A 15,160-nucleotide genomic window follows, 5' to 3' on the forward strand; every position below is an offset into this window, starting at 1 on the left:
TTTTTCTGCAATAAAACCTACAGTTTTATCTTTTTTACAAGCATAAAAAAGTAAGATAAAAACAGCTATAATTAATAAGGATTTTTTTCATTAGATTGCTTTAATTTCTTTTAATTTGATATTTGTAAATGCTATTAAATCTTTAAAAAATGCAGTAAAGTCTTCTTGTAATTCAATTTCTAGTACTTCTAAATCTTCAATGGCCAAATTCATTTGAGATATTCCTTTGGTTCTAGTATTCATTCCGTTTAAAACCTTTGCAATACCTGCTTTATTGTTGTAATTGAATAAAATGTCATATTCAATCATATATTTTATGAAGTTTTGAGATTTTACAGGAAGTTCTTCTTTAATTTCATTAAATAATTGATAAATAGACTTTGTGTAGATTTCTAACGGAATTTCGGAATAATCATTCCAGTTTTTTGCTAAGAAATAATCATAAAAAATATCGATTATTACACCGCTATAATGTCTGTATCTTGGGTGTAATCTTCGCTTACTTTTTCTAACAACTTCATGCGCATCTGTAAAAGTGTCTATTTCGCGATGTAAAAATATACCTTGTTGAATTTCTTTAGAAAACTCTTTGTAATTATTACCACGAATATGATCTGCAATAAAATTACCGATCATAATATTTTTATTGTTTTGAGATAAGTAGAGGTGTGCTAGAAAATTCATTTTTTAAAAGTAAACAAAAAACCACAACTATTTAGTTGTGGTTTTAATATATTATAAAGTAATTTTTACTAACTATTTAGCATTACTGGCATTACCAACATTGTAACTTGTTCACCTTCATCTGTACCATCAATAGGTGTTAAAATACCAGCTCTGTTAGGTAAAGACATTTCAATTAAAACTTCGTTAGAGCTTAAGTTGTTTAACATTTCACTTAAAAAACGAGAGTTAAAACCAATTTGCATATCATCACCTTGATAATCACAACTTAAACGTTCATCGGCTTTGTTTGCAAAGTCTAAATCTTCTGCAGAAATATTTAATTCTGTTCCTGCCATTTTTAAACGAATTTGGTGTGTAGTTTTACTAGAGAAAATAGAAACACGTCTTACAGAGTTTAAAAAAGAAGCTCTGTCTACAGTTAATTTATTCGGATTTTCTTTAGGAATTACCGCTTCGTAATTAGGATATTTACCATCAATTAATCTACAAACTAAAACCACGTTATCGAACGTAAATTTAGCGTTTGCATCATTATATTCAATAGTTACATCACTTTCCGATCCTCCTAAAATTCCTTTTAATAAATTTAAAGGTTTTTTTGGCATGATAAACTCTGCTGTTTGATCTGCAGTAACATCTGTTCTAGAATATTTTACCAATTTATGAGCATCTGTAGCAACAAAAGTTAAACTCTGAGAGCTAAACTGAAAGAAAACTCCGCTCATTACAGGTCTTAAATCGTCGTTACCTGCCGCAAAAATTGTTTTAGAAATAGCCGTTCCTAGAATACTTGCAGGAACAACCGTTTTACTTGGCGACGGTAAAGAAACCGCTTTCGGAAACTCATCTCCACCAAAATAAGCCATATCATATTTACCTTGATCAGAACTTATTTCAATTGTATTATCGCCTTCTGTTTTAAACGTTAACGGTTGGTTAGGAAAAGTTTTTAAAGTATCTAATAACAAACGAGCAGATACAGCAATAGAACCAGAGCTTTCACTTTCTACTTCTACCACAGAACTCATTGTTGTTTCTAAATCTGATGCAGAAACTTTTAGTTCATTTTCAGATAATTCAAATAAAAAGTTATCTAAAATTGGTAAAGTATTGTTACTATTTATAACGCCTCCTAAAACTTGCAATTGTTTTAATAATTGCGAACTAGATACAATAAATTTCATGTAATATGTTTTCTTAATTTGATTTACAAATATATTCTAAATATGTGACTTTAAAAATTATTTTATTAACAGGTTATTAGCATTTTTATTGATGATTTTTGAAACGTTATAATTATGTTAACAAGATTTAATTTGATTTTTAAAAAACTACTTTTGTTATACTGACTAATTTATAAATATGAATAAATTTTTACTTACAACCGTTGCTTTTTTACTGATTTCAATTTCTGTATTTTCTCAAAAACCACAAAAATTAACATCAAATCAAATTTTTGAAAAGATTGAAAAACTAAATTTCTTAGGAACTGCTTTATATATTGCTGCGCATCCGGATGATGAAAACACACGCTTAATTGCCTATTTAGCTAACAATGTAAAAGCAAGAACAGGTTATTTATCGTTAACTAGAGGAGATGGCGGACAAAATTTAATTGGCCCGGAAATAAGAGAATTGTTAGGTGTAATTAGAACACAAGAATTATTAGCAGCAAGAAATGTAGATGGTGGCGAGCAAATGTTTTCTAGAGCAAACGATTTTGGTTACTCCAAACATCCAGATGAAACATTAGAAATCTGGAATAAAGAATTGGTTTTAAGTGATGTTGTTTGGGCAATTAGAAATTTTAAACCGAGATGTAATAATCAATAGATTTAATCACAGAACGCCAGGTACAACACACGGGCATCACACAACTTCTGCAATGTTAAGTGTAGAGGCTTTTGATTTGGCAGGAGATAATTCTGTTTATAAAAATCAACTAAAATATACAGAAACTTGGCAACCAAAGCGTTTGTTTTTTAATACATCTTCTTGGTTTTATAAAAATGAAGCAGATTTTAAAAATGCAACAGAAGGAAAGTTAACATCTTTTGATGTGGGTACTTATTATCCTTTAAAAGGAATGTCTAACAACGAATTAGCATCTTTGGCAAGTAGTCAACATTTGTGTCAGGGTTTTGGTAGATTAACTACTAGAGGTTCTCAAAAAGAATATGTAGAATTTTTAAAAGGTGATAAATTAAAGGATGAGAATGATATTTTTCCGGAATTAACACAACATGGAACCGTTTAAATAAAGGAGGTGAAATTGGTGAAATTTTATATGAAATTGAAGAGAATTTTGATTTCGTGTATCCAGAAAAACATTTGCCAAAATTAATGAAAGCTTATGGTTTAATAGATAAACTAACAGATAATCATTGGAGAGAAATTAAGAAAAAACAGATAAAAGAAATTATAGAGGCTTGTGCAGGTTTGTATCTAGAAGCTTCTGCAGAAAGTTCTTCTGCAACACCAAATAGTATTATCAATTTAAATTTCGAAGTATTAAATAGAAGTAATTTTTCAATAGAATTAGTATCAATTGTTTCTAGTATTGATAATAAAAAAGTTAAAAAAGAGATAGATTTAGTAACTAATAAAAAACTTAATTTTAAAGAGACAATTACTTTAAAAACAAATACATATTCAGATCCTTATTGGTTAAGAAAAGACGCAACTTTAGGTATGTATTATGTAGAGAATCAAAATTTAATTGGTAAGCCGAAACACCAAGAGAAACAAAAGTATTGTTTAATTTAATGATTGACGGTAATCCAATAACATTTACTAAAAATGTTGTGAGAAGATATGCAGAAAGAGATAAAGGAGAAATTTACGAGCCTTTTGAGATTCTACCTAAAATTACAACAAAACTAAAAGATAAGGTGCTTATTTTTTCTGATGATATTGCTAAAGATGTTGTTGTAGAGGTTAGAGCTGGCGCTAATAATGTTAAAGGAAAACTTAGTTTAGAAGTGCCTTTAAATTGGGCAGTTTCACCAAAATATATTGATTTTGCAATCAAACAAAAAAATGATAAGAATGCATTTACTTTTAAGGTAACACCACCAAAAAACCAAGCAGAAGGTAAATTAAAAGTGATGGCAACTTCTAACGGAAAAGTTTTTGACAAAGAATTGGTAGAAATTAATTACAATCATATACCAAAACAAAGTGTTTTATTAAATTCTGAAGCAAAAATTGTAAGATTAAATATTAAAAAAGTTGGTAATTATATAGGATATATTAAAGGTGCTGGTGATGTTGTGCCAGAAAGTTTAAACCAAATTGGTTACAATGTTGTAATGATAAATCCTTTAGAAATTAATGATAAAAACTTACATAAATATGATGCAATTGTTCTAGGGATTAGAGCTTACAACGTTGTAAAAGAATTAAAATTTAAGCAAAAATTTTTATTAGATTATGTAAAAAAAGGTGGTAACATGATTGTACAGTATAACACGAATAGAAATGTTGATGTTGCTGCACCTTTTAAGTTAAATTTATCTAGAGATAGAGTTACAGATGAATTTGCTAAAGTTACTGTTTTAGAAAAAGAGCATCCGGTTTTAAATTTTCCAAATAAAATTACTCAAAACGATTTTAAGGGTTGGGTACAAGAAAGAGGTTTGTATTTTCCGAACTCTTGGAGCAAAGAATTTACACCAATATTATCTATGCAAGACAAGGGTGAAACAGCAAAAAAAGGAAGTTTGTTAATAGCAAAGTATGGTAAAGGAAATTACATTTACACAGGTTTAAGTTTCTTTAGAGAATTGCCTGCAGGTGTTTCGGCGCTTATAAATTATTTGCAAATTTATTGTCTGTTGGTAAAAGTAATATAGAAGTAAAAAATAAAATTAAGCAATAAATAAGTTAGCAAAGAAATCTAGCCCTGATTGAGCGGTTTGTTTGAGCTCGTTGAGGTACGAAACAGCGAGTAGCGAAAGCAGGAAATTGCTTCAAAAAAATAAGAATGAAACAACAAAAACATACCTGGAAAAAAGAATATTCGTTGGTGTTAATTGCCAATGTTATTTACATAATTGCATTTTATTTTATCACTAATTATTTTACAGTTTAGTCTATGGATATTGATAGCAAATTACACGCCATAGATTGGATTGTTTTATCTGTAACTTTAATTTCTATTGTTGCTTACGGTACATATGTTACAAGAAAAAATGCAAATGTAACCGACTATATTAAAGGCGGAAATGACACTAAATGGTGGACAATAGGTTTGTCTGTAATGGCAACGCAAGCAAGCGCAATAACTTTTTTATCTACACCCGGGCAAGCTTTTAATAGCGGAATGGGTTTTGTGCAATTTTATTTTGGATTGCCAATTGCCATGATAATTATTTGTTTGGTTTTTATACCAATTTATCATAAACTAAAAGTTTATACAGCATACGAGTTTTTAGAAGGTAGATTCGATTTAAAAACAAGAAGTTTGGCTTCTGTTCTATTTTTAATTCAGCGTGGTTTGGTTGCAGGAATTACCATTTTTGCACCGGCAATTATTTTAAGTGCGGTTTTAGGTTGGAATTTACTAACCTTAAACATTATTATAGGATTTTTAGTGATAGTTTATACCGTTTCGGTGGTACAAAAGCTGTAAATGTTACGCAAAAGCAACAAATGATAATTATTTTTATAGGAATGCTAATTGCATTTTTTATGATAATGAGTCAGTTGCCGGCTAATATTACGTTTACAAATGCCTTAGAAATTGCGGGTGCAAGTAATAAAATGCAAGTGCTAGATTTTTCTTCGGATTTAAGCAATCGTTATACAATTTGGACAGGAATTTTAGGTGGAACATTTTTAATGCTTTCTTATTTTGGTACAGATCAAAGTCAGGTACAACGTTATTTGTCGGGTAAATCGGTTAGAGAAAGTCAGTTAGGTTTAATTTTTAACGGATTATTAAAAGTGCCAATGCAGTTTTTTATCTTATTAATTGGTGTAATGGTTTTTGTTTTTTACCAATTTAATCCATCGCCATTAAATTTTAATCCCAATGTTAATGACGCTGTAACAAATTCTAAGTATCAACAAGAATACAAAGCTTTAGAAAACGAACATATAGCAATAGAAAATACAAAAAAAATAATTTTTGCTGATGGTTTTCAGACAGATGAAAAAGAGGAAATTCAATCTTTAAATGCAAAAGATTTGGCATTAAAAGCAGCATCAAAAGATGTTATTAAAAAGATTAATGATCAAATTGAAACCAACGATAAAGATTATGTATTTATCCATTTTATATTAAATAATTTACCAAGAGGCTTAATTGGGCTTTTATTGGCTGTAATTTTATCTGCTGCAATGTCTTCTACAGCATCAGAATTAAATGCACTTGCAAGTACAACTACCATAGATTTATACAAAAGAAATGTAAGTAAAAATAAGAGCGAAGAACATTATGTAAAAGCATCGAAATGGTTTACACTAGCTTGGGGTTTAATTGCAATATCCGTTGCATGTGTTGCTAATTTATTCGATAATTTAATACAGTTAGTAAATATTATTGGTTCTATTTTTTACGGAAATGTTTTGGGTATTTTCTTATTAGCTTTTTTCTTTAAAAAAGTAAACGGAAATGCAGTTTTTAAGGCCGCTGTAATTACTCAGATTTTAATTTGTTCTATTTATTATTTCGGAATTTACAAATTAGAAGCTGCAGGTTTAGAACCTATTATTAGCTATTTATGGTTAAATTTTATAGGTTGTATTTTGGTGTTGTTCTTTTCTTTATTTTTTGTTTTTAATGCAATAAACAAAGAAAGTAAAGTAATTTTATTGATTACTTCTTTAGCAATTTTTAAAATTTCTTATGATATTTTAAACGATGTGTCGTTAAGTATTACGCATGTAGTTACGCTAATTGTACTCTTCTTTTTCTTAGGATTTTTTAATATTGATAAAGCTGCATTAGATGAAAAATAAAATTATTAAATGGGGAATTATTGGCCCTGGAAAAATAGCAAACAAATTTGCAACAGATTTAGCAAAAGTTGAAGACGCAGCATTAGTAGCCGTGGCATCTAGAAGTCAAGAAAAAGCGAATGAGTTTTCTAAGAAGTTTAATGCTAAAAAAGCATACAATTCTTATTTAGAATTAGCCCAAGACGATGCCATAGATGCTGTTTATATTGCAACGCCGCATAGTTTTCATAAAGAACATGCAATACTTTGTTTACAAAATAAAAAGGCGGTTTTGTGTGAAAAACCTTTTGCAATGAACTTGCAAGAGGTAGAAACTATGATTTCTGTGGCTAAAGAGCATAATGTTTTGCTAATGGAAGGCTTATGGACTAGCTTTTTACCGCACTATAAATATGTTTTAGATATTGTTAAAACTGAAAAATTCGGAAAATTGGATCACTTAGAAGCAGATTTTGGTTTTCATCCGAAGTACAACTTAGAAAGTAGGGTTTTTAAAAAAGAAGTTGGCGGAGGAAGTTTGTTGGATATAGGAATTTATCCTGTTTTTGCTGCATTATCTAGTTTGGGTACGCCGGATAATTTTATTGCGGATGCTACTTTTTTTGAGAATGGAGCAGATGCGGAATGCCATATGACTTTTAATTATAAAAATGCAAAGGCATCTTTAAAAAGTACTTTCTTAGAAGAAACACCAACAGAAGCAATTTTTACATTCGAGAAAGCTATTGTTAAAATAAACACGCGTTTTCACGAGCCTACAACTGTAAGTGTTTTTGTAGATGATAAAGAAGAAGTTATCGATTTTAATTACAATACCATTGGTTTTAGTTTCGAAATAGAACACTTTAATCAACTTTTAAGAGAAGGGAAAAAGCAAAGTAATATTATGACTTTTGATTTTTCTAAAACTTTAATTAAAACCTTAGATGATGTTCGAAATACAATTGGTTTAACTTATAAATCGTAGTAGTTTTTAAAGTGCAAATATCCTTTGGCACAACAATTGACTTTTATAAGTTGAAAAAGCAATGTTTTTATTTTTAAAATATTGATTTTCAGTGAATTATTAACAAGAAATTTGATATTTATTTTTAGTGAAATAAAAATAAATGTCAGTATGACAGATATATAGAAGATGAGCAAACCAAAAGTAGTTAGAATAGACAATTTGTCGCTTAATAGCATGTTAAATGAAGACTCAGAATTGATTCCTTTAATGACGCCGGAAGATGAAGAAATTATAAATAATGAGAGTGTTCCGGAAATTTTACCAATATTACCTTTAAGAAACACTGTTTTATTTCCAGGAGTTGTAATTCCTATTACAGCAGGTAGAGATAAATCGATTCAGTTAATTAAAGATGCAAATAAAGGTGATAAAGTTATTGGTGTTGTTGCACAACGTAATGAAGATGTAGAAGAACCAGGTTTAAAAGATATTCATACAACAGGTGTTGTTGCACAAATTTTACGCGTTTTAAAAATGCCAGATGGTAATACAACCGTTATTATTCAAGGTAAAAAACGTTTTGAAATTGACACAATAATAGAAGAAAAACCATATTTAAAAGCAACTGTAAAAGAAGCGATTGAAGATAAGGAAGTAGATGATGTAAAGGAATTTAACGCAATAATAGACGGTATTAAAGAGCAAGCATTAGAGGTTATTAAAGAAAACCCAATGTTGCCATCAGAAGCATCTTTTGCAATAAAAAATATCAAATCTAATTCGTTTTTGGTAAACTTTATTTCCTCTAACATGGATTTAACGGTTGCACAAAAACAAGTTATTTTAGAAAAGGATAATCTTAAAGAACGTGCTTTATTAGCGTTAAAAAACCTTAATAAAGAACTTCAGAAATTAAAATTACGTAATGATATTCAATCTAAAACAAGAGAAGATTTAGATCAACAACAAAGAGAATATTATTTACATCAGCAATTAAAAACTATTCAAGAAGAATTAGGCGGCGCTTCTAATGATCAAGAATTAGAAGAAATGCGTAAGCAAGCTAAAACTAAAAAATGGTCTAAAGAAGTTGCAGATACGTTTGAGAAAGAAATCAATCGTTTAAAACGAATGAATCCGCAGGCGGCAGAATATGGCGTTCAGAGAAGTTATTTAGAATTGTTGTTAGAATTGCCTTGGGGAATTTATTCTGAAGATAAATTCGATTTAAAACATGCAACTAAAGTTTTAGATAGAGATCATTTTGGTTTAGAAAAAGTTAAAGAAAGAATTATAGAGCATTTGGCTGTTTTAAAGTTAAGAGGAGATATGAAGTCTCCAATTATCTGTCTATACGGACCTCCGGGAGTTGGTAAAACTTCTTTAGGAAAATCTATTGCAGAAGCTTTAGGTAGAAAGTATGTTAGAATGTCTTTAGGTGGTTTAAGAGATGAAGCCGAAATTAGAGGTCATAGAAAAACATATATCGGTGCAATGCCAGGTCGTTTGATTCAGAATTTAAAGAAATCAGGAACTTCGAATCCGGTATTTGTTTTAGATGAAATTGATAAGCTAGGGCAAAGTCATCAAGGAGACCCTTCTTCTGCAATGTTAGAAGTATTAGATCCAGAGCAAAATGAATCTTTTTATGATAATTACTTAGAAGTAGGTTATGATTTGTCTAAAATTCTATTTATTGCTACAGCAAATAATATTGGTCAAATTCCGTGGGCTCTAAGAGATAGAATGGAATTGATTAATGTTACTGGTTATACAATAGAAGAAAAAGTAGAAATTGCAAAAAGACATTTACTACCAAAGCAATTAAAAGAGCACGGTTTAACTACTAAAGATTTAAAACTTGGTAAAAAGCAATTAGAACAAATTGTAGAAGGTTATACAAGAGAATCGGGGTAAGAGGACTAGAGAAAAAAGTTGCTAAAGTGGTGCGTTTTGCTGCAAAATCAATTGCTCTAGAAGAAACATATGATATTGCTTTATCATCAGAAAAAATTGAAGAAATTTTAGGGACACCAAGAAATCGCGATAAATTTGAAAACAATGATGTTGCTGGTGTTGTTACAGGTTTGGCTTGGACACAAGTTGGTGGAGATATCTTATTTATAGAATCTATTTTATCTAAAGGAAAAGGAAACCTTTCTATTACCGGTAATTTAGGAAATGTAATGAAAGAGTCTGCTACAATTGCTTTGCAGTATATAAAGTCTAATGCAGAAGAATTTGGAATTAAACCAGAAATTTTAGAAAAATACAATGTACATGTGCACGTACCGAAGGAGCAACGCCAAAAGACGGGCCAAGTGCAGGTATTACAATGTTAACATCGTTAATTTCTTCTTATACACAACGCAAAGTAAAAAACAAGTTAGCCATGACTGGTGAAATTACTTTAAGAGGAAAAGTGTTGCCTGTTGGCGGAATTAAAGAAAAAATATTAGCAGCAAAAAGAGCAAATATTAAAGAGATAATTTTATGTGAAGACAACAGAAAAGATATCTTAGAAATAAAAGAAAGCTATCTAAAAGGCTTAACATTTCATTATGTTTCTGATATGAAACAAGTAATAGAAATAGCGCTTACAAAACAGAAAGTAAGTAATGCTAAAAAGTTAGTTTAGTAAAAAAAGCCTTTCTATTTTAGAGAGGCTTTTTTTATAATTATCTTCTTGTTATCTATTTGTTTAGGGTTAATAACATGTTAAAAATCTATGATATTTTAGGGTGTTTTTTTATATTTGAGTAATCAGTTTATAAAAAATACAAGCTATGGCATTCTATAATAAAGTAAAATGGGTTTTGGGTATTCTAATGGTTTTTGTGCTAATTGTTGCAACTAATCTAATAGATAGAAATAATTTTTTACGTGTTAAAGATTCTGTCGTTACGATTTATGAAGACAGACTTGTTGTAAATGATTTGATTTTTGAAATGTCTATAGCTACGCAAGAAAAAGAATTGGCAGCAATAAAAGCAGACACTGTTTTTTTCTTATCAGAAAACAATAAGATAAACGAAGATTTACAGAATTTTATTTTAAAGTACGAACAAACAAAACTAACTGCCAAAGAGGTAAAAGTATTTAATGAATTTAAGCAAAATTTTGAAAAAGTTAAAGTAGCTGAAAGAGATTTTATCGCCTCTAAATTTGATAATGTTAAAGGTCTTGAAAACGAACTTTTAAAAGTTAAAAAGAATTTATACCAATTATCTAAAATTCAATTAAACGAAGGAGGCAGGCAAATGTCTATAAGTAAAAAGGCAATTGATACTGTAGAGTTGTTTACTCAATTAGAAATCTATATTCTTATTTTTTTAGCAATTGTTATTCAAATAATTGTTATTTACCAACCTAAAAAAGAGTGATTTTATTTTTTAGAAAATGTTGATTAAAAAACAAGTTTTAAATACCTAATCTTTCAATTCTATTTTAGAGTTACTTTGTGCTAATAATTCTAAATAATCTTCCGTTTTAAAAGAATTAGTACTAAATCTAGAAGTTCTATTTCTACCTTCTTTCTGACGAATTATAGATCTTGCATACCGTCTAATTTCGTCTTTACAAGTTAAAATAATACCAGGAACTGGTGTGCTTTTGCCGTTTTCGTCTTTTGCTACCATTGTAAAATAAGAAGAATTACAATGTTTTTTTCTCCGGTTCTAATGTTTTCAGATTCTACACGTAAACCAACAACCATAGAAGTTCTACCAGTATAATTTACAGATGCTTTAAGTGTAAGTAGCTCACCAACCTCTATAGGATTTAAAAAATCTACTTTATTTACAGATGCAGTTACACAATAATTACTAGAATGTTTAGAAGCACAAGCAAATGCAATTTGATCCATAAGGTTTAGAATATGACCACCATGAATTTTTCCACTAAAATTAGAGTGCGAAGGCAACATTAACTCGGTTATTGTTAATTGCGATTCTTCTATACTTTTAAATTTTTTCATCTTATTATTAATTTTTTCCTCTAAAATGTGGTGAATCTTCTCTTGTGACTTCGGTAATAAAATATTTGGTATCGCCCAACCAAAAGAAAGATGTATAACGTTCTTTGTAAGATAGTTTTACATATTTTCCTTGATGTTTTTGTAAATCTTCAATAACTTTTTTGTTTTTATCTTCAACAGAAAAAGCAAAAATTTGCGCACCAGAAATTCCTTGACTAATTTCTCCTTCCCAAGTTTTTACAAGAACACCTTTTCTACTAATTTTTATCAGCTCGCCAGATCTTACACCTGTACTATAAGTTACAAAGTAGATAAAAACATAATATAATACAGTAAGTATTATTGCACTAGTTATTAAAACGCCTAAAATTTTTTTCATAAATCAAAAATACAAATCTAAATTTTAGTAATTATTAATTTTTAAAGGATTTTATGATAAACAAGCTTTATATAGTCGTGATTTATAAGAATCAGTTTTTTTGTAATCTATTTACAGTAAATTTGTGTACTTCAAAAAAAGCAAAATGAACTATATTTTATTTGATAGTGATGCAAGACAATCATTATTGCCATTTACATATACAAGACCTGTTGCAGACATAAGAATAGGAATTTTAACCATTAGAGAAAAATGGGAAAAACACTTAGGTTTAACTACAACAACAATTACAGAAGAATATTTAGAAGAAAAATTTCCGATGGTAGAAATGGAAAAAAACATTTTAATTAATGCTTCTTTTTGTCCTACGGATTCGTTAGTAGAAAAAATTAAAAATCTTTCTGAAAACGAAGCAATTTTTAAGGATGATAATGTAATTGCATTTTACACTACAGATTCGCAAGAAGAGGTAGATTTTGAACAATACACTCAAATAGATTTTGATGAAGATGTAATTCAGGTTAAAAACACTTGGGATATTTTTACCTTTAATGGTGAAGCTATTAAGCAAGATTTTAAATTGATTACTGAAGGGAAAACTTCTGCGCCAATACCAGAAGGCGTGCAAGTTTTAAATAAAGAAAATGTTTTTATTGAAGAAGGAGCTAAAGTTGTTTTCGCTACTTTAAATGCGTCTGAAGGGCCAATTTATATTGGTAAAGATGCTTTGGTTATGGAAACTTCTAATATTAGAGGTCCTTTTGCAATGTGTAATAATGCGGTTGTAAAAATGGGCGCAAAAATTTATAAAGACACTACAATTGGTCCTTTTTCTAAAATAGGAGGTGAGGTTAGTAACTCTGTTATATTTGGGTATTCTAGTAAAGGGCATGATGGATATTTAGGAAATTCTGTTTTAGGTGAATGGTGTAATTTAGGTGCAGATACCAACAACTCTAACCTTAAAAATAATTATGCAGAAGTTAAACTTTGGAGCTATGAAACAAATCGTTTTGCGAAAACAGGTTTACAATTCTGCGGATTAATGATGGGAGATCATTCTAAATGCGGAATTAACACAATGTTTAATACAGGTACTGTTATTGGTGTAAGCGCAAATATATTTGGTAGTGGTTTCCCTAGAAATTTTGTACCTTCTTTTAGTTGGGGTGGTGCTGCTGGTTTTACAACATTTCAAATGAAAAAAGTGTATGAAGTAGTAACTGCAGTTATGAAAAGAAGAAGCTTAGTTTTTGATGAAAAAGATCAGAAAATATTAGATCATATTTTTGAAGAAACAAAACAATACAGAAATTATTAAGTATAAAAATAGATTGATAAAAACGCCAAAATGAATTTTCATTTTGGCGTTTTTTATATGTAAAAATAGTGATTAATTTCTGTCGACAATGCTACCAGAACCAACAGATTTACTATCAATATGTTTTGGGTTTCCTCGATAGTAAATACTACCAGAACCAACTAATTTTGCTTTAATTTTGCTTTTAACAGTAATTTTTATGCTACCAGAACCTGCAATTGTTGCAGAAACTTCATCTGTGCTTAAATCATAAGCTCTAATACTACCAGTAACCTGCAATTGCACACTTTAATTCTTCAGTATTTCCTTTTAAATCAATATTACCAGAACCACCAATATTTGTGTTTACATCATCAGAATTTATTTTTAAATTGATGTTACCGGAACCACCTAAACTAACATTTAAATTATTAGACTTTATAACGTCGTTACTTGTTACATTACCAGAACCACCTAAGGCAACACTTTCGATATCTGTAAAAGGTATAGTAACAGTTAATCTTTTTGTGGTCCTTATATTGGTGTTTTTTTTGTATTTAATTTTTAAAATTCCGTTGTTAATTTCTGTTTCTATATATGGTATTATATTTTCCTCACCTTCTATGGTGATGTTACCTTCTGTGCCTTTTACTAAAATTACATCAAAAGAGCCACCGGCAGCAATACCTCTATAATTATCAGTACTTCTTTTAACAGTTACAATATTTCCGTTTCCTTTAATTTTTTTATTTGTTCCCCACCAGTTTTGTGCTTTTGCAGAAAATGTTAGTGATAAGAATAAAAGAGCAAAAGCTATTTTTTTAGTCATGATTTTTGGTTTTATAGGTTGATTTGTTTTTTATCTTTCTTCAATTCTAACACTTCCGTATTGAGAATTGATATGTATGCTTGCGTTGGTGTTTGCTTTTCCGTATTTACCCTCGTAATATTTACTTGTAGTTTTAGAGATGCTTTTGTAAAACTCTATTTTATCATCATCTCTTTTAAAACCGCTATATTGTAAGTCTATATTAAATAAAAAAGAAATATTTGGTTCTACAGCAATTTTTATCCCGGTATATTGTCCTGTAATATCAATCTTTTCAAAACCTTTTTTAAGGTTCTTAATTGTTAAAGACCCATAATCTGTATTTACAGAAAGTTGTTTTCTTACGGTTCCGAAACGCAAAGCAACATAATCAGAATTACCATCAATATTTTCTACATCATTAACAGTAATCGAACCATAATCTAAATTGAAATCTACATTTTTAGATTTATCTAATTTAATTGTAGAATAATCTGCATTTATTTTTAAGTTTTCTGATTTATCTATAGATAATTTAGAATAATCTGCATTTACTTTACCATTTTGCATGTAAGCAATTGTAGATGATGAACAATAATCTAAATTGATGTCGTTATTTTTTGCTGATAATTCTCCGACAGAAATTTTTCCGTAATCACAATTAATAACTGCGTTACCGAGATAAGTTTCCTAAATAAATACTACCATAATCGTTATCTAAATCTACAGCATTTGTTTTTGGCATTTTTACAATATAATTTATTTTGTAATTGGTGTTTTTACTTTTACCCCACCAAGACCAGTTGCTTTTCTTTTCTCCGAATACAGTTTCTGCTTCTACCATAGATTTTGAAGCGTTAAAATCTATTTTTATTGAATTTAATTTAGATTCTACTTCATCTAAATCATCGCCTTTTACAGTAATTTTAACTTCAATTTCAACTGAATTTTTATCCCAAGTTGATATGTTTAAATCGCCATATTTATTGTTTATAAGAACTTTGGCGTTTTTGTTTACGGTGTAACTTTTAGATATTTTTTTGTTCTTTCGTGTTTTTTATCATCAGTATTAGCGAAGGCAACTAATGGTATAAACA

General features: G+C 29.2%; 10 protein-coding genes and 4 pseudogenes. 6 read left to right on the forward strand and 8 right to left on the reverse strand.

Annotated features, from left to right (window positions below; translation table 11 throughout):
- Positions 1–90: 90 nt before the first annotated feature.
- Both ACZ1HD_RS05600 and dnaN read right to left on the reverse strand, forming a co-directional pair.
- On the reverse strand, positions 91–636 hold the full coding sequence (locus tag ACZ1HD_RS05600) for an acyl carrier protein phosphodiesterase (RefSeq protein WP_472688858.1): 546 nt from the start codon (positions 634–636) through the stop codon (positions 91–93).
- 116 nt (positions 637–752) lie between these two features.
- The gene (gene dnaN / locus ACZ1HD_RS05605; protein ID WP_375241074.1) at positions 753–1,871 is read right to left on the reverse strand and encodes a DNA polymerase III subunit beta; all 1,119 of its coding nucleotides are present in this window, start codon (positions 1,869–1,871) and stop codon (positions 753–755) included.
- Between the two features lie 178 nt (positions 1,872–2,049).
- On the opposite strand from dnaN, the pseudogene ACZ1HD_RS05610 reads away from it, so the two are divergent.
- The 5 genes and pseudogenes from ACZ1HD_RS05610 (at position 2,050) to ACZ1HD_RS05630 (ending at position 10,983) form a co-directional block, all read left to right on the forward strand.
- Positions 2,050–4,567: pseudogene (locus ACZ1HD_RS05610) on the forward strand (PIG-L family deacetylase).
- 216 nt (positions 4,568–4,783) lie between these two features.
- Positions 4,784–6,651, forward strand: a pseudogene (locus tag ACZ1HD_RS05615) (sodium:solute symporter family protein).
- A complete protein-coding gene (locus ACZ1HD_RS05620) occupies positions 6,641–7,618 on the forward strand; it encodes a Gfo/Idh/MocA family protein (protein ID WP_472688859.1) in 978 nt (325 codons plus the stop codon). Before ACZ1HD_RS05615 ends, ACZ1HD_RS05620 begins: the two are co-directional and overlap by 11 nt.
- A gap of 168 nt (positions 7,619–7,786) precedes the next feature.
- Positions 7,787–10,238, forward strand: a pseudogene (gene lon / locus ACZ1HD_RS05625) (endopeptidase La).
- Between the two features lie 148 nt (positions 10,239–10,386).
- Positions 10,387–10,983, forward strand: a complete 597-nt coding sequence (locus ACZ1HD_RS05630; RefSeq protein ID WP_375240987.1) for an MCP four helix bundle domain-containing protein — start codon at positions 10,387–10,389, stop codon at positions 10,981–10,983.
- 45 nt (positions 10,984–11,028) lie between these two features.
- Here the strand turns inward: ACZ1HD_RS05630 and ACZ1HD_RS05635 are convergent.
- Positions 11,029–11,576 (reverse strand): annotated as a pseudogene (locus ACZ1HD_RS05635) (acyl-CoA thioesterase).
- A gap of 7 nt (positions 11,577–11,583) precedes the next feature.
- On the reverse strand, positions 11,584–11,955 hold the full coding sequence (locus tag ACZ1HD_RS05640; protein ID WP_077808877.1) for a 6-phosphogluconate dehydrogenase: 372 nt from the start codon (positions 11,953–11,955) through the stop codon (positions 11,584–11,586).
- 145 nt (positions 11,956–12,100) lie between these two features.
- On the opposite strand from ACZ1HD_RS05640, the gene ACZ1HD_RS05645 reads away from it, so the two are divergent.
- The gene (locus ACZ1HD_RS05645) at positions 12,101–13,276 is read left to right on the forward strand and encodes a GlmU family protein (protein ID WP_472688860.1); all 1,176 of its coding nucleotides are present in this window, start codon (positions 12,101–12,103) and stop codon (positions 13,274–13,276) included.
- Between the two features lie 72 nt (positions 13,277–13,348).
- On the opposite strand, the gene ACZ1HD_RS05650 is transcribed toward ACZ1HD_RS05645, so the two are convergent.
- From ACZ1HD_RS05650 to ACZ1HD_RS05665, 4 genes are all read right to left on the reverse strand, one after another.
- A complete protein-coding gene (locus tag ACZ1HD_RS05650; RefSeq protein WP_472688861.1) occupies positions 13,349–13,561 on the reverse strand; it encodes a GIN domain-containing protein in 213 nt (70 codons plus the stop codon).
- Positions 13,539–14,084 carry a head GIN domain-containing protein gene (locus ACZ1HD_RS05655; RefSeq protein ID WP_472688862.1) on the reverse strand — a complete coding sequence of 182 codons (546 nt, stop codon included), beginning with the start codon at positions 14,082–14,084 and terminating at the stop codon, positions 13,539–13,541. The genes ACZ1HD_RS05650 and ACZ1HD_RS05655 overlap by 23 nt, the downstream gene beginning before the upstream one ends.
- Before the next feature lie 30 nt (positions 14,085–14,114).
- Complete coding sequence (locus ACZ1HD_RS05660) at positions 14,115–14,633, reverse strand: hypothetical protein (RefSeq protein ID WP_472688863.1); 519 nt, start codon at positions 14,631–14,633, stop codon at positions 14,115–14,117.
- A 103-nt stretch (positions 14,634–14,736) separates the two neighbouring features.
- Positions 14,737–14,907 carry a hypothetical protein gene (locus ACZ1HD_RS05665; RefSeq protein ID WP_472688864.1) on the reverse strand — a complete coding sequence of 57 codons (171 nt, stop codon included), beginning with the start codon at positions 14,905–14,907 and terminating at the stop codon, positions 14,737–14,739.
- Between the last annotated feature and the right edge of the window lie 253 nt (positions 14,908–15,160).

It is taken from the genome of Polaribacter sp. HA6-7 (assembly GCF_055693625.1).